The 23360-nt window shown below is 35.8% G+C and carries 28 protein-coding genes; 13 read left to right on the top strand and 15 right to left on the bottom strand.

The annotated features are described in order from the left end of the window. Nucleotides 1-9 precede the first annotated feature (9 nt). From JKP73_RS15595 to JKP73_RS15605, 3 genes are all read right to left on the bottom strand, one after another. Nucleotides 10-1116, bottom strand: coding sequence for a DUF1648 domain-containing protein (locus JKP73_RS15595; protein WP_234447124.1), 1107 nt, complete (start codon nt 1114-1116; stop codon nt 10-12). Then, the gene (locus JKP73_RS15600; protein ID WP_031335398.1) at nt 1106-1504 is read right to left on the bottom strand and encodes a GntR family transcriptional regulator; all 399 of its coding nucleotides are present in this window, start codon (nt 1502-1504) and stop codon (nt 1106-1108) included. Before JKP73_RS15600 ends, JKP73_RS15595 begins: the two co-directional genes overlap by 11 nt. A 218-nt stretch (nt 1505-1722) precedes the next feature. Continuing rightward, nucleotides 1723-2136, bottom strand: coding sequence for a helix-turn-helix domain-containing protein (locus tag JKP73_RS15605; RefSeq protein ID WP_021290595.1), 414 nt, complete (start codon nt 2134-2136; stop codon nt 1723-1725). A 148-nt stretch (nt 2137-2284) separates the two neighbouring features. Between JKP73_RS15605 and JKP73_RS15610 the strand changes: the two genes are divergently transcribed. After that, nucleotides 2285-2593 carry a hypothetical protein gene (locus JKP73_RS15610; protein ID WP_038247464.1) on the top strand — a complete coding sequence of 103 codons (309 nt, stop codon included), beginning with the start codon at nt 2285-2287 and terminating at the stop codon, nt 2591-2593. A 54-nt stretch (nt 2594-2647) separates the two neighbouring features. Here JKP73_RS15610 and JKP73_RS15615 read toward each other — a convergent pair whose 3' ends face one another. From JKP73_RS15615 to JKP73_RS15625, 3 genes are all read right to left on the bottom strand, one after another. Next, nucleotides 2648-2776 carry a YfhE family protein gene (locus tag JKP73_RS15615; protein WP_021290593.1) on the bottom strand — a complete coding sequence of 43 codons (129 nt, stop codon included), beginning with the start codon at nt 2774-2776 and terminating at the stop codon, nt 2648-2650. A gap of 64 nt (nt 2777-2840) precedes the next feature. Beyond that, nucleotides 2841-3398 carry a GNAT family N-acetyltransferase gene (locus tag JKP73_RS15620; protein WP_038247468.1) on the bottom strand — a complete coding sequence of 186 codons (558 nt, stop codon included), beginning with the start codon at nt 3396-3398 and terminating at the stop codon, nt 2841-2843. A gap of 439 nt (nt 3399-3837) precedes the next feature. Beyond that, the gene (locus JKP73_RS15625; protein WP_021290591.1) at nt 3838-4728 is read right to left on the bottom strand and encodes a TIGR01777 family oxidoreductase; all 891 of its coding nucleotides are present in this window, start codon (nt 4726-4728) and stop codon (nt 3838-3840) included. A 140-nt stretch (nt 4729-4868) separates the two neighbouring features. Between JKP73_RS15625 and recX the strand changes: the two genes are divergently transcribed. Both recX and JKP73_RS15635 read left to right on the top strand, forming a co-directional pair. Beyond that, nucleotides 4869-5687 carry a recombination regulator RecX gene (recX, locus tag JKP73_RS15630; protein ID WP_038247470.1) on the top strand — a complete coding sequence of 273 codons (819 nt, stop codon included), beginning with the start codon at nt 4869-4871 and terminating at the stop codon, nt 5685-5687. A gap of 85 nt (nt 5688-5772) precedes the next feature. After that, nucleotides 5773-6114: a YfhH family protein gene (locus tag JKP73_RS15635; RefSeq protein ID WP_021290589.1), complete on the top strand. Its 342-nt coding sequence runs from the start codon at nt 5773-5775 to the stop codon at nt 6112-6114. 29 nt (nt 6115-6143) lie between these two features. Here the strand turns inward: JKP73_RS15635 and JKP73_RS15640 are convergent, their stop codons facing one another. Continuing rightward, nucleotides 6144-7130 carry a metal-dependent hydrolase gene (locus tag JKP73_RS15640; protein WP_021290588.1) on the bottom strand — a complete coding sequence of 329 codons (987 nt, stop codon included), beginning with the start codon at nt 7128-7130 and terminating at the stop codon, nt 6144-6146. A 165-nt stretch (nt 7131-7295) separates the two neighbouring features. Here JKP73_RS15640 and mutY point away from each other — a divergent pair, with 165 nt between their 5' ends. Continuing rightward, the gene (gene mutY / locus JKP73_RS15645; RefSeq protein ID WP_038247475.1) at nt 7296-8363 is read left to right on the top strand and encodes an A/G-specific adenine glycosylase; all 1068 of its coding nucleotides are present in this window, start codon (nt 7296-7298) and stop codon (nt 8361-8363) included. A 37-nt stretch (nt 8364-8400) separates the two neighbouring features. Here mutY and yfhS read toward each other — a convergent pair whose 3' ends face one another. Further along, complete coding sequence (gene yfhS / locus JKP73_RS15650; protein WP_031335396.1) at nt 8401-8619, bottom strand: mother cell protein YfhS; 219 nt, start codon at nt 8617-8619, stop codon at nt 8401-8403. 160 nt (nt 8620-8779) lie between these two features. Between yfhS and JKP73_RS15655 the strand changes: the two genes are divergently transcribed. The 3 genes from JKP73_RS15655 (at nt 8780) to JKP73_RS15665 (ending at nt 11946) form a co-directional block, all read left to right on the top strand. Next, nucleotides 8780-8953, top strand: a complete 174-nt coding sequence (locus tag JKP73_RS15655) for a gamma-type small acid-soluble spore protein (RefSeq protein WP_021290585.1) — start codon at nt 8780-8782, stop codon at nt 8951-8953. A gap of 613 nt (nt 8954-9566) precedes the next feature. Next, a complete protein-coding gene (gene ntdP / locus JKP73_RS15660; RefSeq protein ID WP_021290584.1) occupies nt 9567-10094 on the top strand; it encodes a nucleoside tri-diphosphate phosphatase in 528 nt (175 codons plus the stop codon). Nucleotides 10095-10185: 91 nt separating this feature from the next. Next, nucleotides 10186-11946: an ABC transporter ATP-binding protein gene (locus tag JKP73_RS15665; RefSeq protein WP_038247476.1), complete on the top strand. Its 1761-nt coding sequence runs from the start codon at nt 10186-10188 to the stop codon at nt 11944-11946. Nucleotides 11947-11993: 47 nt separating this feature from the next. Here the strand turns inward: JKP73_RS15665 and JKP73_RS15670 are convergent, their stop codons facing one another. The 6 genes from JKP73_RS15670 to JKP73_RS15695 form a co-directional block, all read right to left on the bottom strand. Then, nucleotides 11994-12239: a hypothetical protein gene (locus JKP73_RS15670; protein ID WP_021290582.1), complete on the bottom strand. Its 246-nt coding sequence runs from the start codon at nt 12237-12239 to the stop codon at nt 11994-11996. Between the two features lie 193 nt (nt 12240-12432). Beyond that, nucleotides 12433-13734, bottom strand: a complete 1302-nt coding sequence (locus tag JKP73_RS15675) for a glutamate-1-semialdehyde 2,1-aminomutase (protein WP_101953578.1) — start codon at nt 13732-13734, stop codon at nt 12433-12435. Nucleotides 13735-13747: 13 nt separating this feature from the next. Next, nucleotides 13748-15664 carry an ABC transporter permease gene (locus JKP73_RS15680; protein WP_038247479.1) on the bottom strand — a complete coding sequence of 639 codons (1917 nt, stop codon included), beginning with the start codon at nt 15662-15664 and terminating at the stop codon, nt 13748-13750. Continuing rightward, nucleotides 15639-16415, bottom strand: a complete 777-nt coding sequence (locus tag JKP73_RS15685) for an ABC transporter ATP-binding protein (RefSeq protein ID WP_021290579.1) — start codon at nt 16413-16415, stop codon at nt 15639-15641. The genes JKP73_RS15680 and JKP73_RS15685 overlap by 26 nt, the downstream gene beginning before the upstream one ends. 109 nt (nt 16416-16524) lie before the next feature. Then, nucleotides 16525-17526 (bottom strand): sensor histidine kinase, encoded by a 1002-nt coding sequence (locus tag JKP73_RS15690; RefSeq protein WP_021290578.1) that lies wholly within the window; start codon nt 17524-17526, stop codon nt 16525-16527. Further along, the gene (locus JKP73_RS15695) at nt 17523-18224 is read right to left on the bottom strand and encodes a response regulator transcription factor (RefSeq protein ID WP_021290577.1); all 702 of its coding nucleotides are present in this window, start codon (nt 18222-18224) and stop codon (nt 17523-17525) included. The genes JKP73_RS15690 and JKP73_RS15695 overlap by 4 nt, the downstream gene beginning before the upstream one ends. A 147-nt stretch (nt 18225-18371) precedes the next feature. Here JKP73_RS15695 and JKP73_RS15700 point away from each other — a divergent pair, with 147 nt between their 5' ends. The 5 genes from JKP73_RS15700 (at nt 18372) to perR (ending at nt 21361) form a co-directional block, all read left to right on the top strand. After that, the gene (locus JKP73_RS15700; RefSeq protein WP_021290576.1) at nt 18372-18803 is read left to right on the top strand and encodes a potassium channel family protein; all 432 of its coding nucleotides are present in this window, start codon (nt 18372-18374) and stop codon (nt 18801-18803) included. Between the two features lie 54 nt (nt 18804-18857). Next, nucleotides 18858-19328, top strand: a complete 471-nt coding sequence (gene bcp / locus JKP73_RS15705; RefSeq protein ID WP_021290575.1) for a thioredoxin-dependent thiol peroxidase — start codon at nt 18858-18860, stop codon at nt 19326-19328. Between the two features lie 99 nt (nt 19329-19427). Then, a complete protein-coding gene (locus JKP73_RS15710; RefSeq protein ID WP_148530752.1) occupies nt 19428-20096 on the top strand; it encodes a sugar transferase in 669 nt (222 codons plus the stop codon). A gap of 100 nt (nt 20097-20196) precedes the next feature. Next, nucleotides 20197-20748, top strand: coding sequence for a cob(I)yrinic acid a,c-diamide adenosyltransferase (locus JKP73_RS15715; RefSeq protein ID WP_200411537.1), 552 nt, complete (start codon nt 20197-20199; stop codon nt 20746-20748). Nucleotides 20749-20911: 163 nt separating this feature from the next. Then, nucleotides 20912-21361, top strand: coding sequence for a peroxide-responsive transcriptional repressor PerR (perR, locus tag JKP73_RS15720; protein WP_038247482.1), 450 nt, complete (start codon nt 20912-20914; stop codon nt 21359-21361). 79 nt (nt 21362-21440) lie between these two features. Here perR and JKP73_RS15725 read toward each other — a convergent pair whose 3' ends face one another. Beyond that, on the bottom strand, nt 21441-21842 hold the full coding sequence (locus tag JKP73_RS15725) for a YgzB family protein (RefSeq protein WP_021290571.1): 402 nt from the start codon (nt 21840-21842) through the stop codon (nt 21441-21443). A 158-nt stretch (nt 21843-22000) separates the two neighbouring features. Between JKP73_RS15725 and JKP73_RS15730 the strand changes: the two genes are divergently transcribed. Continuing rightward, complete coding sequence (locus tag JKP73_RS15730; protein WP_021290570.1) at nt 22001-22870, top strand: nucleotidyltransferase-like protein; 870 nt, start codon at nt 22001-22003, stop codon at nt 22868-22870. The last annotated feature ends 490 nt before the right edge of the window (nt 22871-23360 follow it).

Here is a 23360-nt window from a genome sequence, read left to right on the forward strand (position 1 = left end):
AAGGCATAATTAAATAGTTAAGAGAACAATTCCCAATGTAATTAGAATAAAACCAATGACAATTACCCACGATATCGGCCTTCCCCAATTCATTGTCCAGCCAATTCCGAATCGTTTTTCGATGAATATGGTTGGATCATCTTTGTTCACATAAAATTGACCAAGTTTCCAATAACGATCATCATCTCGATTAACTGTTTTTCCATTACTATCCATAGATACTGTGACTCGACTACCACCTTGCCCGGTTTTGTAAGACAGAATAAATGCCCAAATAATAATAGCAAATACAGTAATTACGGCAGTAGTTATTAAGAATCCTTGTGGAATGGAATAGATAAAAGACAGCTGTACAGTAGAGAGTAGCATCGATAATATAATTCCGCCAAATATAGTAAAAGCAGACCATCTTCTACGGAAAATAGTATTCTGATGCATAGATTTTTCCGGGTTTTCCGCACTAAGCTGTTGTTTTGCCTTTCCTGTTAAGGTGTTAACAAAAATAAAGATTAATATAAGATAAAGTTGCGTAATTGGAAGTGCTAAAACAGTGCGATATGATTTTGTTGCGAAATTCGTAATTTCCCCTTGAAAGTTGTATTGCATCGGTATTTTTTCAGGTATATGTTCGTAGGAAAGAAATGTCAAGATAATCGTAGAAAAAATAAGAACAAATGGAACAATGAACCAGTTATTGGAGTATCTTAATTTCTGCTGTCTAAACTGAGTGTGGATGGCTAATTTCTGTGTTCGTTGCCTTCCCCACTTGGCAGTTGATTTTATTTGTTTCATTTTTTGATGAAATATCAAGTAAATCATAAAGCTAATTATCATAAATAAAGTAATCGTTGTCCCAACTAACCAACCAACCATTGATTCACTCATGTTTGTAAATAAACCATATCCTAGGAAAACACATATGGTTAGTAAACTAATAACACCGATGATGATGGTGTATTTTTTACGCATGGATTTCAACGCTGAAGTATCATAAATATCCGCTGGGATAGATACTCCAAAGCTTTCCGTTTTTCGGGTCCAATAAGGAATAAACATAATAGAAATAAACGCTGGTAACAATGTAAGGGTTATAAGAAGGATGAGGTTAGTCATCATTTCTACCTCCAATTTGAAAATCATGATAAATAGTCTGGCACAGGGTGAGGAATTCTTCTTTTGATAAATCTTTGCATATACTTTCAGCAATTAGTGGTCGGAGTTTTTGTTGTACTTGCTCCTTATAGATATTATCAGCTTTAGGAATACCTTCTGGACGGATAACAACACCCTTTTGTCGGTGAATTTGCAAAAAACCATCTTGTTTTAATTGTTGATAAGCCTTGTTGACGGTATGCAAATTAATTCCTATGTCTTGTGCTAAGGAACGAACAGAGGGCAAAGGGTCACCTGGTTGCAGCTCTTTTTTAGCTATTCCTTCGATAATTTGATGAATTAATTGTAAATAAATGGGTTGACTTGATTCAAAATCGAGTGAAATAAACACACCCATACCACCTCCATAAAATAGTTATAACTGTTATATATAATGTATAACAGTTATAACTATTTTGTCAATGGTAAGAAATTTTTAATTAGAAAATAGGAATAGTAGAATTAAGAAAGATTCGCACGGTTTTTTATGGAGATGGAACGAATTCAAAAACCACAAATAAAAAAGCTTGTAAAGGAACTTTCTATTTTCCTTACAAGCTTTTTTGTTTATTATAACTGTCTGTACTGTTGAATTAATTCAGCCATTAATTTATGAATGGAACGTTGTTTTTTTATGGATAAATGCTTCAATTCAAAAATGTCAGCTTTAAATTCTGGATAGGTCATAATGTATTCAATTAGCTCTACGACTTCTTCATCAAACGAAGTAGTAGAGGAGCTATATATTCGCTTAAATTCTCGTAATAGGTCATTTTGAAAAGAATAATTACCTACTAGATGATCAAGTGATACTTGAAAAATAGCAGCAAGTTTTAAAAGGGATGCAATATCAGGTGTAACTGTATTATTTTCCCATTTAGCTACTACAGAACGTGAGAGTAACAATTTCTCAGCTAGCTCTTTTTGCGTCCAGTTATGTTGTTCACGAAAGAATTTAATATTATGTGCAATTTGTTCACTCATGCTATCACACTCAATTGGTTAAAGTTAGAAAATGACTTCGTAGTATCTTTCATCCTATCACGATTTTAAAGATTATTTTGCTTCTTTCTTGTTCTTAAAATACACATATAGTAAAATGTTCTCATATAGACCAAAAGGAGGGAATGTAATGGTTAGTTGTTTGATCTTGCAACATTCTACAATAACTTCCCTTACGAAGTGTAAAATGCTGCGTTTTATATTCAAGGATTATGTATTTGAAATAGAAGTACTATCCAAAGATACAGCTATTTCATATATTTATGATGTTGAAAAACACATGGTTTGGAGGGCATTTGCGCTGTTCGAAACAACAAATATGATCGTCGGATATGGATTTGGCAAAGACAAAGTAGAGGCAAGATGGTTAGCTGAAGATATGCTAGAGACATGGAATACATTATTGCAACAAACGGAATCTCATCCCCAATTATTTTGATTAGGAGTTTAAGTTATTCTTAGGAAAAACGAAAGAAAAGAAGAATCAATGTAATTAACCTTGATTCTTCTTTCCAGATAGTTGACGATAAACTTGATCTGCATGTTTAAATTCTTTTTGATAAAGAACTTCTTGCGTTTTAGATAAGAACTTACGCTTATATGCTGGGTTTGCTTTTTTCATTTTTACCGTCCTCTGCATTGTTTTTTATTAGGATGTACATGTTTCTTGTCATTTATACTGAAGGTTAACCAACTTCTTCTCCGGTATGATTGACAGGGGTAGATACAAATTGTTGGAACGAAAGATATTGTTCTTTAGTAACAACAAATAAATCATACATTTCCTCATCTTGATTAACCTTTTTATACATTTGAGGGTAGATGGCATTTGCTAAAGTAACATACGGTAATTTCATCACTGCTTTCATGGATCGAATATTTGTCTTCCTAACCTTCATAAACACACCTTCAATCGGAAATTGATAAAATAATTCGTTAAAGAATTGCTCCTTGGCCTGCTGATTATATCCTTTGCCAAAATAAGGCGTGCCAATCCATGTAGCCAAAAAACCGTAATTACCTTCAATATCGAATAAATTAATCGTTCCAATCGGCGTTAGATATTCATCTACAATTGTTCTTGAAATTAGTTCCCCTCTTTCTTCTGCTTCCATTGTTTGCTTCGTAGAGAAATAATATTCATCGCATGTCTCCGCCTTATGACGTACATAGGGAAAAACAGCTGGATCGCGTAACAACTCAAATAACACTGGCACTTCATGTAGCTCTCGTGCTTTTAACATAAAAAATACCCTCCTGTTTTTAGGCGGGTGTATAGAATATCCAAATGAAAAAGGAAATCTAGCACGTTTTACCCACCCGCGAATTTTTAGTTAGCTTTCAACAAAAATTCGGTGTGGGAATCGAACCCACTAGAACCAGCTAAGCTGGTGGCGCACCATTTGCCTTCCCTATTTAATTTCGTCTGTTGCTGGCTTGCTATTGTCATCTCCGTCAACTGTTTTCATTTTATAACTTTATTTTACACAGCCTTTGTGAAAAAAGGAATCTTTTTTTTATCACAACATGTAAAACCTTTTAAAAAAGGAGCTGGAGGCTTAGAAATAACTATAACGGACTTCATAAACCCGATAAGATTTCAGTTACTATGTCTCCATACCTATCGGTAGTAATAAAATTGTCTTCCGAATAGAATCTGGAGCTATTGTCATGCTTTCCGTGTTAGCTACGATAAATATTTTTTAATGCCTCTTCCAAATAGGGAAAGGCAAATGAAAATTGATGATCAAGCGCCTTTTTTGGAATAACGTATTGTCCTTTTGTGATTAACTGACTCATCTCACCTGCAGCGATAAAAATAAATGGTGATGGCACCGGTAACCAGTATGGGCGTTTTAGGACTTTAGCTAGTATTTTCATAAATGCTTTATTTCGTTTAGGATGGGGAGCAGTGACATTTACAGGTCCAGATATTTTGGGGTGATCCAGACAAAATACAATGAGCTTGACCGCATCTTCAATATGAATCCAAGAAAGCCATTGCTCCCCATTGCCAATTTTACCTCCGGCGAATAATTTTACTGGAAGACTCATGAAAGGAAGTGCGCCATCCTTACCTAGAACAATACCGAATCGAGTATATAGTGTTCGAATGCCTAAATCTTCAGCTTGACTAGCAGTTTTTTCCCATTTCGATGTAACATGCGAAAGAAAATCATCACCAGATTCCGATGTGTTTTCTGAAAACATCAGGTCTTCAGAAATGCCGTAATATCCAACTGCAGACCCGCTAATAAATACATCAGGCAATGTAGGCAGTCGTTTGATAAAAGCAATCAATCTTTCTGTGGTTTGTATTCTACTGTTTAAAATTGCTTGTTTTTTCTTTTCAGACCAATAACCAAATAGGGACTCACCTGCTAGATTAATCACTGCATGTATCACAGGTAATTCTTCAGGAGGATATTGATAACTAATAAAAGTGGATTGATTGGTATTTTTATGGTTTTCCGGTGATCGTGTAAGTATGTATGTGTGATCGTTTCGAGTATGCAAATAGGCTGATAATGCTTGACCAACAAATCCAGTACCGCCAGTTAGGAGAATATTCATTTTCAAATCACCTTTCTCTTCCAATTTTAATTAACATTAGTCTATACCAGTATGAACAAATAAGGAATGTTTCATTTTGGTTGAAAAATAAAAGACAGATTCATCTTAAATTTGATATGCTTTATTAGAGGTGTGTATGCATGAAAAAAATTACCCGAATTACAACCCAAAAGAAAAGGAAAGATCGCTATAATATTTTTTTGAATGATGGTGCTGGTGAAGAATATGGATTTAGCGTTGATACGTCCATTTTAATTGAATATCAGCTACGAAAAGGATTGGAATTAGAAAACGCAACCGTTAATGAGCTTATCCAAAAAGATACCATGCATAAATCATATACCCTAGCAATTCATTATTTAAGCTATCGAATGCGTACTAAAAAAGAAATTCATGATTATTTGGTACAAAAAGAGGTTGAACCTGATCATATACCGGTTATTATAAACAAGTTAACAAATGAGAAACTAATCGATGATCGCCAATTTGCAGAAATGTTCATACGGACTCGTATAAATACCTCTTCAAAAGGACCAATGGTTATTAGGAGGGAGCTGTCGGACAAAGGTGTTGCAATGAGCATTATCGACGAGAGTCTTCACCAATACTCTGATCAGGCTCAGTTTGAAAAGGTTCAGAAATTGGTCGATAAAAAGTTTCAACAGAAGAAAAAAGATTCGTTTCGTAAACAAATTCAAAATCTCCAAGCTTCTTTACAGCAAAAAGGTTTTACACAGGATGTCGTCCAAGCAGTGCTTCGTGAAGTAAATGCGAATCAAAATCAAGATGAAGAATGGGAAGCAATTATCTATCAAGGAGAAAAATTACTCAGAAAGCATGAAACAAAACGTACTGGCTATGAACTAAAAAACAAAGTAAAAGAAGGCTTATTTCGAAAAGGATTCGCTATGGATTTAATTACTCGATTTATTGAGGAATTTATCGATGGTCAAGAGTAAGCTTAATTACGATGACGGAGACGATATAGTTTAAATCTAATTCAACAATTGGTAAAATGATGAGGAATTTGAATGGGGGATAAGGATGAGCAATAACTTTCGTTATAGTGATTATTCAATTGAACAATTGAGACAAGAAATAGGTAAATTAAAAGAAAAAGCGCAAAAGGCGGAGCAACTCGGAAATATCTCTGAAGTGGCTGTATACGAACGAAAAATGCAAGTAGCTTTAGCTTACACATTAAATCCGGCTGACTTCAAATCTGGTGAAGTATATGAATTTACAACCGATCCAGGCCAACGGTTTACCATTAATTACATTAATGGTGTATTTGCATGGGGACATCGTATTAACTTATTAGGGGAAGTTTTTGAGAAAGAAGAAGCAATTCCAATTTCGCTCTTAGGCAATAAAATAGACGAATAATAAAACAGCAGGAAAGCATCCCTGCTGTTTTAAATCGGACTTTCTTCTACATATAATTTGTTTTGTAATTTCTTTTCAGAAAAGATCCAGCCAGTGTAGGAACTAATAATTTGCATATTATCATCAATTTGCACAACAGCTACAAAAGGATAGTGTCCTTTTGAGCGGTAGCGTAAATCAATAAATCGGACTTCAGTAAAGTCATCATAATCATTGATTTCCCATCGATAGATTGGTGAAAAGGATAAGAATGCAGAAATATTTTTGTCTTTTTTTGCAATTTCAATAATCGGTGTATCAGGAAGCGGCACTCTTTCAAATTCATCTACGATCTCGATATGGTTGTTTTCCACAACGCCAACATAGAATTTCTCCCCAGCAGTAATGGCTACGCGCCAATAGTTCTGCTTTATCGTTGGTGAAGTGGCAATTTGTTCTACCTGTGGGTAGTAATTTTTAATTTTCTTTACGATTGCTCGTTTGTCAATAAATCGTTTGATATAGTACAACAGTATCACACTATAAATCGTTATCCAAGTATATCCTGGGTTTGCGCCTAATGCCCAAACAGCTATCCCTGCAATATGGAGGAAAAAAATATATGGATCGAACGTATTGATAAAGCCATGTGCAACCCATTTGCTCGTGAAGGGCCGATACGCCTGAGTCCCATATGCATTAAAGATATCCACAAAGACGTGGATAACAACTGCAATCGCAGTCCATAACCACAGGTGGAATAAATTCACTTGTGGAACAAATAAGTGAATCAAACCAGCAATTAAAATACCCCAAAGAATTACAGCTGGGATGGAGTGTGTAACTCCGCGATGATGACGTAAATAAGTTGCATTGTTTTTTAATTTTAAAACCGTATCGAAGTCCGGTGCATGAGAACCTACAATTGTTCCAACCAGTACTGCGTTAAATAAAACAGGATCGTTGTGAACGACTGGATCTAATGTAGCTAATCCACCTAGTGCAACACCCATTACAATATGGGTTCCAGTATCCATAGAAAAGGTCCTCCTTAGACAACGTTTACTATTTTCATGTATCCTACAATTACAATATTCGGTACAGCATATTATTTTTTACTGTCTCATTTTACAAATAGCAACAGGTTACGAACTTTTTTTAATTTACTTATCTGTTTATTGTACCATATAGGATGTGATTTTATGATAGATAAAAAACTACAATATATTGACATTTCAAGATTTCAAAACGATTTAATTACTTGGTATCAAGAAAATAAACGCGACCTACCTTGGCGCCAAGACCAAGATCCATATAAAATTTGGGTATCAGAAATTATGCTTCAACAAACAAAGGTTGATACGGTAATTCCTTACTTTCAACGGTTTATTAAAAAATATCCAGATGTGCATGCCCTCGCTCAAGCTGATCCAGAAGATGTTTTAAAATCGTGGGAAGGCTTAGGTTACTATTCCCGTGCAAGGAATTTACAAAACGCTGTTCGTGAGGTAGTTGCAACTTATAATGGAGAAGTACCTGATAATGGGGATGAATTAGGAGCTTTAAAAGGCGTAGGAGCATATACAAAAGGAGCCATATTATCGATTGCATTTAATCAACCTGAACCTGCAGTTGATGGAAATGTAATGCGAGTTTTCTCCAGGATTCTTCGGATAGAAGAAGATATTGCGTTACAGCGTACAAAGAAATTATTTGAATCGTATGTTCGAGAACTTATTGATGAGTCAGATCCTTCTTCCTTTAATCAAGCAGTAATGGAATTAGGAGCACTTATTTGTACACCTAAATCACCAGCATGTTTACTTTGTCCAGTACAAGAACATTGCCAAGCATTTGCTGCAGGTGTAGAAGAGGAATTACCAATAAAGAAGAAAGCAAAAAAACAAAAGAAAGTCCCTTATGTTGTATTACTTGTAAAGAATAAACAAGAGCAATATATTATTGAAAAGCGATCAGACAAAGGATTATTAGCAAACCTTTGGCAATTTCCTATGGTACCAATTAATGAAATTGGCTGGGATCATCTAGAGAATTGGGTGTATCATGAATATGGTATTCATTTAACATTAGGAGAAAAACAAGCTAATCTAAAACATGTATTTTCTCATTTGATTTGGCAGCTGGATGTTTATGAAGCTAAATTGGAACAACCAAACATGAATGAACGACTTAAGCTAGTCGAAAAAAAAGCGTTAACGAATTATCCGTTTCCAGTATCTCATCAAAAGATTATGTCCTATATCAAATGAAGCTAAAAACGCAAGGGGCATCCCTTGCGTTTTTAGCTTAATCAGTTATGGTTGATGTTGTCAATGGAGGGCTTGAAGGTTGATCCTTCCTGTTATGCATTTCTTTATTAATTTCATGCAAAATGGTTAAACCTTCAGAATTTACATATGGTAATAGCTGTGATAAAGCATGTTGAAAATACATTAATTCTTTTTCGTTCCATTTCGTTTTACTTATCATTGTCAGTTCTGTAAAGTCTCTTCGTGATGTGTCCATTTCTTCATCCTCCAAAATGAATTGCTCTCCTTTAATGTATGTATTTTTCCCTATTCTATTCGCTTGTGGAATTAAAATCCATTTTATCTTTTTATTACTAATTTAAATTTGGATAACAAATCGATAAGTGGACAAATTAATGAGTGCGGAGGTGATATTGATGGCTAAAAAACCGAACAAAACTACTGCAGGTACAAACGTTCAAAAGGTTAAACAACAAAACCAGCAAGCCGCTCAAGGGCAAGGTCAGTACGGAACTGAATTTGGTGCTGAACAAACAAATGCTCAAGAAGTTAAAAAGCAAAATCAAAAATCTCAGCAAAACAAAAAGTAACCTACCCCCAATAACAGAGCTCCCAATTAGGGAACTCTCAGCTTGTAGAGAAACCCTGTGTTTTTCTACAAGCTTTTTTTGTGCGCCTGTGCGGACCAAATACCATTCGCTTTCCACGGACGAACGCCGGTGCCTCCTCGTGAAAATCTCCACCGCGGGGTCTCGGATCACCCGTTTTTCCGCAGAAGTCTTGTAGTATTCGCCCTTCACTGAAAAAGACTCCATTTCACCTAACTCACCTTGGATTGGTGAAGGGCGATTTTTTTCATGTTCTATCAGGAAGTCGTCAGTAATGCTTGTTCGCGTACTTTGAAGAAATCGATGTAGTGGTTAATCTTCCGGAGTAAGTGGTCTTGAGGAACAAGTTCTTCAATTGTCACCATTTTTTTATCGATCTTTTTTTTGATTGAAACAAAATCATCACCGCATTTTTAGGAATTCTCTTAAGGAAAAAAGCAAAAAAAAGACTGTCGATAACTTTCTCGATCGCCTATAGCTCCCTTTATTTTCCCCCATACTTAAAAATGGTTCGTTATGCTTTATATTTGTTTCTATTCCAATTATAATGAATGAAGGATTAGAAACGGTAGGAACATGTGGAAAGGGAGATTGAATGGTTGCTCCGAAAGCAGGAACAAAAATTCAGATAGAAAGTTATAAGCATAATGGGCAACTGCATCGTATATGGGATAATAGTCTAGTACTAAAGGGAACAGAAACAATTGTTATCGGAGCGAATGATAAAACAGAAGTAATGGAAAGTGATGGGAGAAAGTGGCTTACCAGAGAGCCTGCTATTTGTTATTTCCATTCCAAGTATTGGTTTAATATTATCGGTATGCTTCGTAATGACGGTATTTATTATTACTGTAATATTAGCTCACCTTTTATATATGAGGATAATGCGATTAAGTACATCGATTATGATCTAGACGTTAAAGTTTATCCTGATATGACCTTTGATTTATTGGATGAAGATGAATATGAAGAACATCGACAGCAAATGAATTATCCAAGAGTTCTTGATAGGATCCTACATCATCAATTGGAATACTTAGTACGATGGGTGCGACAAAAGAAAGGACCATTTTTACCAGGTTTTGTCGATGAGTGGTATGAAAGATATTTAACGTATCGCTGATAAAGAACCTTGTTACTACTGTAGCAAGGCTTTTCTTTGCACGAGCACATAAATTAGTAAATTAAATTCTAAAAATAAGGAAGTTTCAACGATGAGTTCTATTAAACAATATATGCAATTTGTTAAACCGTATAAGTGGAAAATCGTTTGGACCGTGATAGTAGGAATTGCTAAGTTTGGGATTCCCTTACTCATGCCATTAATATTAAAGTATGTGATTGACAATATTATTGGTGACAATTCACTAAATCCAGACGAAAAAACAAGCCAGTTGATTTGGTTAATGGGTATTTCCTTTGCAGTATTTCTTATATTGCGCCCACCCATTGAATTCATCAGGCAATATCTAGCACAATGGGTGGGGAATAAAATATTATTTGATATAAGAGATCGTTTATTTGACCACTTACAAAAATTGAGCTTGAATTTTTATTCAAAGACAAAAACCGGCGAAATTATTTCCCGGGTAATACATGATGTCGAACAAACGAAAACTTTTGTCATTACAGGATTAATGAATATTTGGTTGGACTTGATTACTATTCTTATTGCCATTGGAATAATGTTATCAATGGATGTGGAATTAACCATTGTCTCCATTATACTGTTTCCACTCTTTGGGTTTTCAATAAAGTATTTTTATGGAAGACTTCGCCTATTAACTCGTGACCGCTCACAAGCGCTTGCTGAAGTACAAGGTCACTTACATGAACGTGTACAAGGTATGCCAGTTACGAGAAGCTTTGCATTGGAAGAATATGAACAAGGCCAGTTTGGAAAAAGAAATAAAAACTTTCTTCAAAAGGCATTGGATCATACAAATTGGAATGCGAAAACCTTTGCCGTTACCAATACCATTACAGATTTAGCTCCGTTACTTGTAATTGCTTATGCAGGTTATCAAGTCATTCATGGTAATTTGACGATGGGAACAATGGTTGCCTTTGTAGGGTATATGGAAAGAGTCTATAGCCCACTGAGAAGGTTAATTAACTCCTCAACTACCCTCGTTCAGTCAATTGCTTCGATTGATCGTGTATTTGAACTTATGAATGAGAAATATGATGTGACGGATCAACCGAATGCGATAACGATGAATCGAATTGAAGGAGAAGTAACGATTGATAAAGTTTCGTTCCAGTATGAGGACGATGAAATGCAAGTACTTAATCATGTGAGTTTACATGTAGAAAAAGGAGAGACCATCGCCTTTGTAGGCATGAGTGGTGGTGGGAAATCTACATTAGTTAGTTTGATCCCGCGTTTTTATGATGTTACGAGTGGGTCTATTAAAGTTGATGGGATTGACGTCCGCCAGATGAAAGCACGATCCCTTCGAGATAACATCGGTATGGTCTTGCAAGACAATACGTTGTTTAGTGAGTCGATTTCCATGAATATTCGTATGGGAAACCCTCATGCTACGGATGAAGAAGTGATCGAAGCAGCAAAAGCTGCAAATGCGCATGAATTTATTGAGAACCTACCTTATGGTTATGATACACTTGTTGGCGAACGAGGAGTGAAGTTATCGGGTGGTCAAAAGCAACGGATAGCTATTGCTCGTGTATTTTTGAAAAATCCACCAATGTTAGTCTTTGATGAAGCTACATCTGCTCTTGATTTGGAAAGTGAACATACGATTCAAGAGGCAATGGAAAAGCTCGCTTCTGATCGCACAACATTTATTGTTGCTCATCGGTTGGCGACAATTACACATGCAGATCGAATCGTACTGATTGAAGACGGCGAAATTAAAGAAGTCGGATCTCATGAAGAATTGATGAAAAAACAGGGACATTATTACAACCTATATCAGGTTCAACATTTAGATGATAAAGTGGAAGAATAAAAGGGAGGCCAATAATTTGGCCTCCCTTTTGTTTTTAATTCATATTTCTAATGACCTAGCTTAGCAAATTGCGTAAATGCTCTTTCATCTTCTATGTTTCCACAAACTGCACATTGTACTTTATAGTCTGGACCTTGATAGATAATGTGAAATGCTTCAATGTTTCCATTTTGGTAAGAATCTACGGTTTCACCAGTTTGAGCGTCCATTTTTATTGGCTGTGCAATTTGTTCAATTTTATTGAATCTAGTCTTGTTTGTTTTGCAATTTGGACAGCGATATGGATTACTCATAACTATCTCCTCCAATATTTAATATATGCTTAGAATGGATTAAATGGAGAAAAATATGCAATGCCTCATCAAAGGCCTTGAGCTCCCTCGAAAAATTGACGTGACCTATTAATACGCACAGCACAAAGGGAAAGAAGAAGTCTACCGATAACTTACTCGATAGCCTGGAATTTGCCGCAGAAGGCAGTGATTGTTATTGTTTACCCATTATTTGAAATGCCTTTTCAACAGCTTCAATGGTATAATCAATATCCTTGTCTGAATGTGCTGTAGTCAAAAACCAAGCTTCATATTTAGAAGGAGCTAGGTTTATTCCTTGCTTAAGCATGAGTCGGAAAAAGTCAGCAAATGCTTCACCATCGCTCGCTTCGGCTTGATCATAATTGGTAATTGTGCCTTCACCAAAATAAACTGTTAAAGCACCACAAAGGCGGTTCACAGATATGGCAATGCCGTTTTCTTTTGCTTTTTTTAGGATGCCTTTTTCTAAACGTTCTCCTAACTTATCTAACTTTTCATAAATGCCTTCTTCTTGTAACACTTCTAAACAAGCAATGCCTGATGCCATTGAAGCTGGGTTACCAGCCATTGTACCAGCTTGATAAGCAGGTCCAAGTGGTGCTACTTGTTCCATAATCTCTTGTTTGCCACCATAAGCGCCAATAGGAAGTCCACCGCCAATGATTTTACCCATTGCTGTCATATCAGGTTCAATGCCATAGAGTTGTTGTGTACTGCCATATGTAAAGCGGAAAGCCGTAATAACCTCATCATATATAACCAGTGCACCTGCACGGTGGGTAAGCTCATTCACTGCTTGCAGGAAGCCTTGTTTTGGTTCGACAATGCCGAAATTACCAACAACCGGTTCTACTAAGACAGCTGCAATTTGGCTTCCCCATTTCGCTACAGCCTCTTTAAATGTATCTAAGTCATTAAAAGGAACTGTAATTACATCTTGGGCTACCGCTTCTGGTATTCCAGCAGAGTCAGGTGTCCCTAATGTTGCAGGACCAGATCCGGCTTCCACAAGGACAGAATCAAAATGGCCGTGATAACAACCAGCAAACTTAATAATCTTTGTCCGATTTGTATAAGCACGAGCTACTCGGACAGTAGTCATTACTGCTTCCGTACCAGAATTAACAAACCTTACTTTTTCAAGTGAAGGTATCGCTTCTTTTAACATTTGAGCGAATTGATTTTCTAATCGGGTAGGTGTTCCATATAAAACACCAGTACTAGCTGCTTGCGCAATCGCTTTAGCGATATGGGGATGGGCATGTCCTGTAATAATTGGACCATATGCTCCCAAGTAATCAATATATTTATTTCCATCAACATCCCAGAAGTACGCTCCTTGGCCACGTTCCATATAAACTGGTGAACCTCCGCCAACTGCTTTATAAGCGCGAGACGGAGAGTTTACACCACCTACAATATGGTCTAGGGCTTCTTGATGCAGTGCTTCTGATTTAGTGAACTCCACGATAATGCCTCCTTTAGAATTACATGACCTTCTTTAGCTTGGACGTGTAGATATTTCGGATAAAGATAAAATTGATAAAATGAACGATAAAATAGAACAGGATAATATAGGTGCTCGGTAGTACAACCGATGATACGAGTATATTTTGTAATGCTTTATAGGCAAATCCTGCATGAATAACAGCAACGATAAACGGAAGGAAAAATAAATAGGCAAGTTGTTTCGTTGCGATCTTTTTCATTTCCTTATTGGTTAAACCAATCCGATATAGCGAATGATAATGGCTTAAATCTTTATCAATATCCTGATACATCCGAAAGTATAGAATTGATCCAGCTGCTAAAAAGAAAAGGACACTAATAAATATACCAAAAAAGAAGAGATAAGACATGCTTTCCTTCATTGATGTATAGAAATCAGCTTGTGCGTCAGGAAATATTTCATCTCCATGCATGGTAGAGTAAATCTCTGTAATTTGGTCTGTATGCTCTTCCCAATCTGGTATATTCATCACATAATAATCATAGTTCTCTTGAACTTTCGCCGTTTGGGAGAACTGTTGGAATACATCATCAGCAACGACAAGTTGAAATGTACTAAATGGCGTTGTATTTAATTGAGAAGAATCTCTGTCCACCGTCGAGACCTTCATTTTTTTATTCGTTGATGTAAAAGTTAACGATTTTGGCAGCTCCGTATTATATGTATGAATAATGTCTTGTGTCAGGATGATCGCTTCATTGGCTGATGGCTGAGCAGGTATTTCCTTATTATTTAGTTGTAGCATTGATTTATAGTCTGAATAGGAGAAGACTAGGAATGAGATATCATCCCATTCAGAAACCTCAGATTGTGAATGTACGAGTGTCGGTTGAACACGCATTGCTTCATAAGGAATGTAATTCTCCTGAAATGCTTCTTCTAATTTATTTACTCTTGTTTCAAAGGCTTCATTAGCCTCTTCATTGGCAATTAAAGTGAAATCCTGAGGTACAAATCGTTCAGATTCCGATTCGGCACTTTGGAAAAGGCCAAATAATACCCCAGAAGAGGTAAAGGCAACTGCACTCAAAATAGTAACCATAAATAATAAACGAGAGTGGTCTTTTAATTTATACGTTAAATCCGAAACCATTAATAAGTTTAAATTCTTATATAAGAACTTCTTGCGACTTCGTAATAAACTGGTTAGGGCAATGCTAAATTGAGTAAATAACAAGTAAGTACCTGGAATAATTAAAGCGAGAATAATGAACATTCGGTACAAAATTGAAATCATATCGGATGTGTAGGCTAAAAAATATGCGTACCCGATTAGGGAAAGGGCAATTAGACTTAATATCCAAGAGAAGCGTGGTCGTTTCTTAGGTGCCTTTGCTCCTCGAAATACTTCCATAATCGATTTTGTACGTAATGACCAAACAACGACGAACGAATTAAGTTCAAACATAATAAAGAATAGAATGACGGTAATTCCAATTGCTTTCCATGATAAATAAAAAGGGAGTATTTCTCCTGTACCAAGTATCGCTGAAAAGATCATGAGAAACAATTTTGTTAGCAAAGCACCGACAAAGATTCCAGCAACAATGGAAGCTAGCCCAATTACCGTGTTTTCCATAATCAGCATTCGGTTTAACTGTGATTTGCTAATACCTAATGTCGTTAAAATTCCATATTCTTTCATCCGTGATTGGATAAATGAAGCAGTAGAATAAAGTACAAATAAAAATGAAAACAAATAGATAATGACTTCAGATACCAGAATCCCTCGCTGCACGATGTCTATAAAATCATACTCCGCTATTTGCGGATGGAAAATAACCACAGCATACATGAAAAAGACAATAACTGCGAACATGCAACTTAGAAAATAGCTTAGATATACACGAGTATTCCGTTTTACATTATTAAAAGCGAACTGTTTGAAGGTCATTCATATCTCCTCCCAACAAGGACTGCACATTTAAAATATCCTGGAAAAAGCTTTGCCGATTATCCCCACGGTGAATTTCATTAAACAACCTACCATCTTTTATAAAAATGACCCGACCACAAAAGCTAGCCGCAAATGGATCATGGGTAACCATCACGGTTGTAGCTTTTTGTTTGTCTTGTAACAGACTTAATGCTTCCATTACTTGAAGAGAGGCTTTCGAATCTAAATTCCCAGTGGGTTCATCGGCAAATATAATGGAAGGGTCATGTATAATCGCCCTAGCAATGGCAGCACGCTGCAATTGTCCACCAGATACTTCCATTATGCGTTTATGGATAAGTTTATCAATGCCTAGCTGTTTGGCTACAATGACTAACTTTTTCTCCATCTCTTTTACTTTTACTTTATTTAATGTTAATGGGAGCAGAACGTTTTCTCCAATTGTCAAGGTTTCCAATAAGTTATAATCCTGAAAGATAAATCCCATTTCCTTCCTTCTGAATTTCGCTAGTTTTTGTTGGGAGAAGGAAGTAACAACTTGATCATTTATCATAATTTTTCCTGAACTAGGAACATCAATTGTTGATAGAAGATTTAATAATGTTGTTTTACCGCTGCCTGATGGGCCCATAATTCCAATGAATTCTCCCTTATTAACGGTTAAATGAAAATGATGCAATGCTTCATGTGATATTCCTCGTTTACTTCCATATATTTTAGATAAGTTATCCGCTTTTAACACGTGCATGATGAATCCTCCTAATCAAACATTTCAACATTAGTATATCGAATCTACATTAAAATTCACTATGGGTCTATCTTTCAAATGAAAAAATTAACCTTACATTGTTGTAAGGTTAACTTGAGTGGAAGTGAATGGATACAATCGTCCCATGATCTTCTTCTGAAGTAATTGTCAATTCATGTCCAAGCTCTTGGCAAATTTGTTTTGATAAATAGAGGCCCATTCCGGTGGACTCTCTAAATTTTCTTCCATTGTTACCAGTAAAAAAGGGATCAAAAACACGATTGATATCTTGTTTCGGTATGCCATGACCAGTATCTTCGATTTCAAGTACAAGTTCCTTCTTTTGTAATACCGTTCGGAAATAAATATGACTGGAGCCGGCTTTCGAATATTTAATTGCATTGGATACAGCTTGACTAATCACAAAGCGAAGCCATTTTGGATCGGTTGCTACAACATACTGCTCATCAACCGCTAAGTCTGGAAAAGCTTGATTACGAATGAAGCTTGATTTGAAATCTTGAATCACTTCTTTTACGACAGCTCGTAAATTAACTTGCTGTACTTGGAAATCGCGATCAAATTTTTGTAAACGCGATTGATACAATGCTAGGTCGAGGCCTTGCTGCATTCGTTCTAATTCTTCCTGCATACTATGAAGGAACTCCTGAGGGAGCTGTAGTTTCTCCTTTTGTAATGTAAGATGCATCACGGATACTGGTGTTTTCATTTGATGAACCCATTGTTGAATGAAATGAAATTCCATTTGCTTTTGCTGTTTTAACAGCTCAATTTCTTCCGCATATTTATTGGATTGCTGATCGTATTGCCGTTTCAAGTTTTCCAATAGGTTGGTTGGTGGATCTGGTAACCAATTGGGGTTTTCTTCATCCTGCTGGATAACTACATAATAATCACGTAATCGATAGTAACGATAGGCTAAAAATAAGATCAAGCAACAGGTAAGTAAAATAATCAGATAAGAGATCAAGTCCCAGCTTAAAGGAACCGCTGTGATTCCATAAAACAACTGGACAATAGCAATCAAAAGAAATAGTTGAACGTAAAAGAATCCTATAAACGGCAAGCTATCTTTTAAAAAATCTTTCATTCGTTACCGCCCCATGTCTCAGTCATTTTATAGCCGGCTCCTCTAACTGTTTGGATACTCTGGTGAATACCAATATCTTCTAACTTTTTTCGTAATCGGGTTATATTTACAGATAAGGTATTATCATCAACAAATTGTTCGTCATCCCATAGCATTTCCAATAAGTAGGTACGTGATAACACATGATTAAGGTGATCCATAAAGGCTTTTAATAAGATAAATTCATTTTTTGTAAGAAGTGATCTTTGGTCTATATAACTAACCTCCATGGCAGTCAGGTAAAGTTTTAGCTCCTTTATCTCTAATATATCTGATTGTCTATTCACTGCATATTCTCCATAGATCCTCCGCATGATTCCCTTAATTTTTGCTTGAACGACATCGAAGTTAAATGGTTTTGTAATGTAATCATCCCCACCATTTTCGATTGCCATCACCTGATCCATTCCAGAATCACGTGCAGAGATAAATATAATCGGACAATTGGATACACTTCTTATTTTACGACACCAATAAAACCCGTCATATCTGGGTAGATTGATATCCAGCAAAATAAGATGTGGATCATGGTTATGGAATTCTTCGAGGATTTGATCAAATGCTTGAACCACTTCAACGTGGTATTCATATTTTTCTAAATAATCCTTTAGTAATCCAGCAATCTTTGGGTCATCTTCGATTAAGAATATCTTTTTCAATATTATACACCGTCCTTTTAATCAAGATCAGCACTACCATGTATGAAGTTCATTTTACTCTATCTTATCCTCAATAGAAAATAATTGACAAGCTATGTTATTTCTCCGCATAAGCATGAGATATAGACTTAAATAGAAGGGGATCATATGGGGGTTCTAATTTGGTTTATTATGGGCGGTATTTTTGCCATACTAGCAAGGAGTCTACTTGTATTTATTCGTGGAAAACATATGAGTAAATCGGTTCGCCAAGGTGGGTTTTCACTCGAATTATTTTATGCACTCCTCGTTATTTATTGCATTGTTATTATTGGTTTTGGTCTTATTTATTTTTTACTATCTATGCAGGGAATTGTACTTGTTGAAAATGGGGAACTACGTCAGGTTAGTGTCCTAGGTTCTATGATCCATTCTTTTTATTTCAGTGGAGTAACTATCTTAACGATTGGCTATGGAGATATAACACCGATTGGTATTGGTAGACTGATTGCGTTAATCGAAGCGCTAATTGGTTACATTCTTCCGACGGCGTTTGTACTCCGTCTTGTTCAATCACAAGAACGAAGCAGAGATCAATGATTCCTCCTAGTTATTATGCTATAGTAGAGAGAACAGATATTTTGGAGGGATAAGATGACAGTCCAAATAGGGGAACAAGTCGCTAATTTTTCACTGCCAGATCAAGATGGCAACAACGTAAGTTTAGCTGATTTTAAAGGAAAGCATGTTGTTCTATATTTTTATCCAAAGGATATGACTCCTGGATGTACAACGGAAGCTTGTGACTTTCGAGATGCGCATGAAAGTTTCAAGGAAATAGATGCCGTTATCATAGGGATCAGTCCAGATCCTGTTGAATCACATCAGAAATTTATTAACAAACATGACTTACCATTTTTATTATTAGCCGATGAAGACCATCGAGTGGCTGAAGATTTTGGTGTATGGAAGTTAAAGAAGAATTTCGGAAAAGAATATTATGGCATTGAACGTTCTACGTTTATTCTGGATAAATCAGGAACATTACAAAAGGAATTCCGTAAAGTACAGGTTAAAGGTCATGTTGAAGCAGCGTTAACTTATATTCGTGAGCATTTAAATTAAGGTGAATTATTAAAAAGCAGCCAAAAACGGCTGCTTTTTGTCATAGATTGCTAACATTTCGAATAGATTGTACTACTAAATCTAGTAGTTAAATCTGAGGTGAAAACATTGGAGATTCAGGGGAAAGTAACAAGAGTTGGTAGAATAACTAGTGTTGAAAGCAGAAGTTACCGATATGTGAAACGCTTATTTGATATTATGTTAAGCTTTATCCTGCTTTTGCTGTTTGCACCAGTGATTCTCTTTGTTTATCAAAAAATAAAGAGCCAAGAAGGAAAGCCGGTTTTCTATCAAGAACTTCGGACAGGAATGAATGATCAATCCTTTATTATGTATACATTTCGTACAACGACAATTCCGTCACGAGTGATTCATGGGCTACCTCCTTATCCATTTCCATCTTCTTGGCAATATGGTGTGCCAAATGAATTTACTTATATTCCGAATCCCACTGTGACGCTGACTTCTACCGGTATATGGTTAAAAAAACATAAATTAGATAAACTACCTCTATTACTTCATGTATTAAAAGGGGATATGAGTTTTATCGGTCCTGAGGCAGAGCTTCATGAGATAACCAGGTTTTATAATGTCTATCAAAAACAACGACTGAAAATACGACCGGGTATTACGGGGGTTGTTCAATTAGCTGACAAACAGAAATTAAGTTATAAACAACAGTTAGAAATGGATTTAAATTATATAAAGTATCGCTCATGGAAAAAGGATGTAAAAATTCTCGCTAGAACGATAAGAAAACTGCTATAGTCCGTAAATATATGATTGATATGATATTATATAATAAAGAAATCGATAAAAAACGATAAACATGTACAAGCTAAATGTGAGAAGAAAAGGGGTAACTGGCATGCGGATTTATACCCGTTCTGGAGATAAAGGGGAAACATCTTTAATATATGGAAAACGAGTTCCTAAAAACGATCTACGTGTCGAGGCTTACGGCACTTGTGATGAAGTAAATTCAATGATTGGGTTAAGCTTAAGTTATATAGACCAACAATCATTTGATGAAAGGGAGATATTAACCCATCAGCTGCATCGGATACAGACCATCCTGTTTCATGTTGGAGCTGAGTTGGCCACACCTAAGGATAAAAAAGTAACTTGGAAATTAAAACAGGAACATGTTGATGAATTAGAGAGCCAAATTGATAAGTGGGATGCCAACCTTGAGCCGTTAAAAAGCTTCATTCTACCTTCGGGTCATCAAGTATCCGCTAGTTTACATGTGGCTAGAACTGTTGCTAGAAGAGCAGAGCGTTTGGCAGTAGGGGTGGAAGGAGTAAATCCTTTAGTGATCGCTTACTTAAATCGCGTATCTGATTATCTGTTTGTTGTAGCAAGGTATTGTAATCATGCCCTTGATGGGAAAGAATGGCCATTGCAAGCAGATGGATAATCTAGAGACAAATGAAAGAAGGAACCATGTTTAACTAGTTCTATTTATTCTCAAATATAATATACTTATATTGACAGAACCCCGTTATAAAGCGTACACTATTTATAAAGATTATAAATTAATAATAAACTTATAATTATAGAAAATACTGAAAGTGAGGTGGATGAGGGTGTCTGAAAAACGATTGCAGGCAGCAATAAGTACATTAAAAGAGTCAGGCGTCCGGATTACACCACAACGTCATGCGGTACTTGAGTATTTACTCAATGCGATGGTCCATCCAACGGCTGATGATATATATAAAGCACTTGAAGGTAAATTCCCGAATATGAGTGTTGCAACAGTATATAATAATCTTCGTGTGTTACGTGAAATTGGTCTTGTAAGAGAACTTACTTATGGAGATTCTTCTAGTAGGTTTGATTGTAACACGTCAGATCATTATCATATTATTTGCGATTCTTGTGGTAAGATTGTTGATTTTCACTATCCTCCATTAGACGAAGTGGAATCATTAGCCGAACAAGTAACAGGCTTTGAAGTTAGTCATCATCGCATGGAAGTGTACGGTAAGTGTGAGGATTGTCAAAAGACGGCTACACAAAAGCACTGATTCTTTAATTTACGTAACTCCAAATGCTCGTGTGGGCATTTGGAGTTTTTAAATAAAAATTCGCTATCTCAGCGAATTTTTATGACTTATTATGTTGTTCTTCTTTTTCCTTCGCTTTAAGTTCTTTTCGATATCGTCTTGTATTATATTTCTCATCAAATGCTTTACCTTCTAAATCTTTATCCAATGTCAGCGGTTCTTTGCAATGCATACATGCATCAACCCGGCCAAGCATTTTCGTGGGCTTTTCGCAGTTTGGACAAACAATTGGCACTGCTTTTAATGAGAGTGTTCCAATCCATAAATAAACCGCACAACTTAGAACTACCATTAGCACACCTAGGATAAAGAATGTTACCATTAACCATTCTATTCGTTTCGTTAAGATACCAACATACATTAAGAGAATACCAGCAAATACGAGAATTAAGGCAAACGATCTAATTTTATTGATTTTGCTCGAATATACGATCTGAGCCATGTTAAACCTCCTTCAGCTTACAATAGGTAGTATAGCATATTTTGCTAAAAATTTTGATTGTGAGAGAGGATTTCATATATCTACAACGAATTGTAGTATAGTGAAGATAGAAAATAATTACTAATAGAAAGTAAAATAAAACTGGGGGAAATGAGGCAATGGAAAATTTCCTGAGACCGATTTATCAAGAACATGCGAGTGATACAAATACATTAGGGATATTAGTGCTAGAAAAAACAAAACCAGATAGTCCCATTACAGATAATTTTGATGTGATCTTATTAATTATTGTTCAAGAGGGAGAACAAGCTTGGTACGTAAAACATTACGAATTTGATGATAAGACATGTGCGTTACATATCGTTAAAGAGGATCTATTAATGAAATGGATTGATACGAGTGGATATCGAACAGCTGTTGAATGGATTATTTATGGGAAGGTGATTTATGACAGAAATGAATTTATTTATAATTTGAAAGGTCAATTAAGAGATTTTCCAGATAGTAAGCGAGATCTTCGTAAAGCAATTGAATTTGGTAAGCTTGTTAAAAGCTATAGTGAAGCTAAAGAGCTGTTTGAATCGGAGGAGTACAAGGATTCCAATAGCAAGATCTTATATTCGCTGCATTATTTAGCGAGGTTAGCTGTCATTGAAAAGGGGTATTATCCAGAAGTCACGGTTTGGAGTCAAGTAAAACAGATTGACCTCGAGGTATATAAGTTATATGAAGAATTTATTGAGAGTAATGAAGAAATCAAGAAACGAATTCAACTAATGCTTATTGCAATGGATTATGTAATAAAAAATCGAGCAAAGGTTTCAGTAAAGCATTTATTGGATATTATGGATACTAGAGATGATGCTTGGTCCTATGCGGAATTAAAGTCATTGCAAATGATTACACCGTATTCACTGGACTTATCTGCAATCATTGCATATTTAGTTGAGAAAGATATAATTACAACGGTCAGGCAAGAAACCAAAGGAGTTGGCGTTTACCACCGAAAATATAAAATGCATCAATAGTGGAACGTTTTTATGATAATAGGCATAAATTGTGTATGGGCATTGCAATTCGTATACATGGTGTAACGCTATTGCATGCCTTCTACAATTTTTTCGTCGTTATGCAAATAAATGTAAAATAACCGTTGACATTGTAATATAACCATGATAAAGTTAATTCCGTCGCAAAAATTCAGTTGAGTTAAGCGACATAAGACAAAAAAATATATTAATTGTTTGTTGACATGAATCTAGCAAACATGGTATATTAATAAAGTCGCCAATTTGAGAAGCAAAACAGTTGATGATAAAAACTTGAAAAAAGTTATTGACAAACGCTAATCAAACTGGTATAATAAAAGAGTTGCTGCAAAAAAAAGCGACTAAGAAATATTTGCTCTTTGAAAACTGAACAAAACAACCAGTATGTCAAGAAAAACAGGTAACCTGTTATTTCTATAAAACAACCAGAAGGCAACTTCTGGAGAAGCTAAGAAGAATGATTAACGGT

The sequence above is a fragment of the Virgibacillus salexigens genome (assembly GCF_014905415.1).
Lineage (GTDB): Bacteria > Bacillota > Bacilli > Bacillales > Amphibacillaceae > Virgibacillus > Virgibacillus salexigens.

Excerpts from the sequence above, each read along its gene's own strand:
- JKP73_RS15605 (WP_021290595.1), bottom strand. The coding sequence starts at position 2,136 with ATGAGTGAACAAATTGCACATAATATTAAATTCTTTCGTGAACAACAT.
- JKP73_RS15595 (WP_234447124.1), bottom strand. The coding sequence starts at position 1,116 with ATGATGACTAACCTCATCCTTCTTATAACCCTTACATTGTTACCAGCG.
- perR (WP_038247482.1), top strand. The coding sequence starts at position 20,912 with ATGAGGGTGTCTGAAAAACGATTGCAGGCAGCAATAAGTACATTAAAA.
- JKP73_RS15665 (WP_038247476.1), top strand. The coding sequence starts at position 10,186 with ATGAGTTCTATTAAACAATATATGCAATTTGTTAAACCGTATAAGTGG.
- yfhS (WP_031335396.1), bottom strand. The coding sequence starts at position 8,619 with ATGGACACATCACGAAGAGACTTTACAGAACTGACAATGATAAGTAAA.
- bcp (WP_021290575.1), top strand. The coding sequence starts at position 18,858 with ATGACAGTCCAAATAGGGGAACAAGTCGCTAATTTTTCACTGCCAGAT.
- JKP73_RS15725 (WP_021290571.1), bottom strand. The coding sequence starts at position 21,842 with ATGGCTCAGATCGTATATTCGAGCAAAATCAATAAAATTAGATCGTTT.
- JKP73_RS15620 (WP_038247468.1), bottom strand. The coding sequence starts at position 3,398 with ATGTTAAAAGCACGAGAGCTACATGAAGTGCCAGTGTTATTTGAGTTG.
- JKP73_RS15690 (WP_021290578.1), bottom strand. The coding sequence starts at position 17,526 with ATGAAAGATTTTTTAAAAGATAGCTTGCCGTTTATAGGATTCTTTTAC.
- JKP73_RS15615 (WP_021290593.1), bottom strand. The coding sequence starts at position 2,776 with ATGAAAAAAGCAAACCCAGCATATAAGCGTAAGTTCTTATCTAAAACG.
- JKP73_RS15655 (WP_021290585.1), top strand. The coding sequence starts at position 8,780 with ATGGCTAAAAAACCGAACAAAACTACTGCAGGTACAAACGTTCAAAAG.
- JKP73_RS15640 (WP_021290588.1), bottom strand. The coding sequence starts at position 7,130 with ATGGATACTGGAACCCATATTGTAATGGGTGTTGCACTAGGTGGATTA.
- JKP73_RS15715 (WP_200411537.1), top strand. The coding sequence starts at position 20,197 with ATGCGGATTTATACCCGTTCTGGAGATAAAGGGGAAACATCTTTAATA.
- recX (WP_038247470.1), top strand. The coding sequence starts at position 4,869 with ATGAAAAAAATTACCCGAATTACAACCCAAAAGAAAAGGAAAGATCGC.
- JKP73_RS15730 (WP_021290570.1), top strand. The coding sequence starts at position 22,001 with ATGGAAAATTTCCTGAGACCGATTTATCAAGAACATGCGAGTGATACA.
- JKP73_RS15625 (WP_021290591.1), bottom strand. The coding sequence starts at position 4,728 with ATGAATATTCTCCTAACTGGCGGTACTGGATTTGTTGGTCAAGCATTA.
- JKP73_RS15610 (WP_038247464.1), top strand. The coding sequence starts at position 2,285 with ATGGTTAGTTGTTTGATCTTGCAACATTCTACAATAACTTCCCTTACG.
- JKP73_RS15670 (WP_021290582.1), bottom strand. The coding sequence starts at position 12,239 with ATGAGTAATCCATATCGCTGTCCAAATTGCAAAACAAACAAGACTAGA.
- ntdP (WP_021290584.1), top strand. The coding sequence starts at position 9,567 with ATGGTTGCTCCGAAAGCAGGAACAAAAATTCAGATAGAAAGTTATAAG.
- JKP73_RS15680 (WP_038247479.1), bottom strand. The coding sequence starts at position 15,664 with ATGACCTTCAAACAGTTCGCTTTTAATAATGTAAAACGGAATACTCGT.
- JKP73_RS15700 (WP_021290576.1), top strand. The coding sequence starts at position 18,372 with ATGGGGGTTCTAATTTGGTTTATTATGGGCGGTATTTTTGCCATACTA.
- mutY (WP_038247475.1), top strand. The coding sequence starts at position 7,296 with ATGATAGATAAAAAACTACAATATATTGACATTTCAAGATTTCAAAAC.
- JKP73_RS15635 (WP_021290589.1), top strand. The coding sequence starts at position 5,773 with ATGAGCAATAACTTTCGTTATAGTGATTATTCAATTGAACAATTGAGA.
- JKP73_RS15685 (WP_021290579.1), bottom strand. The coding sequence starts at position 16,415 with ATGCACGTGTTAAAAGCGGATAACTTATCTAAAATATATGGAAGTAAA.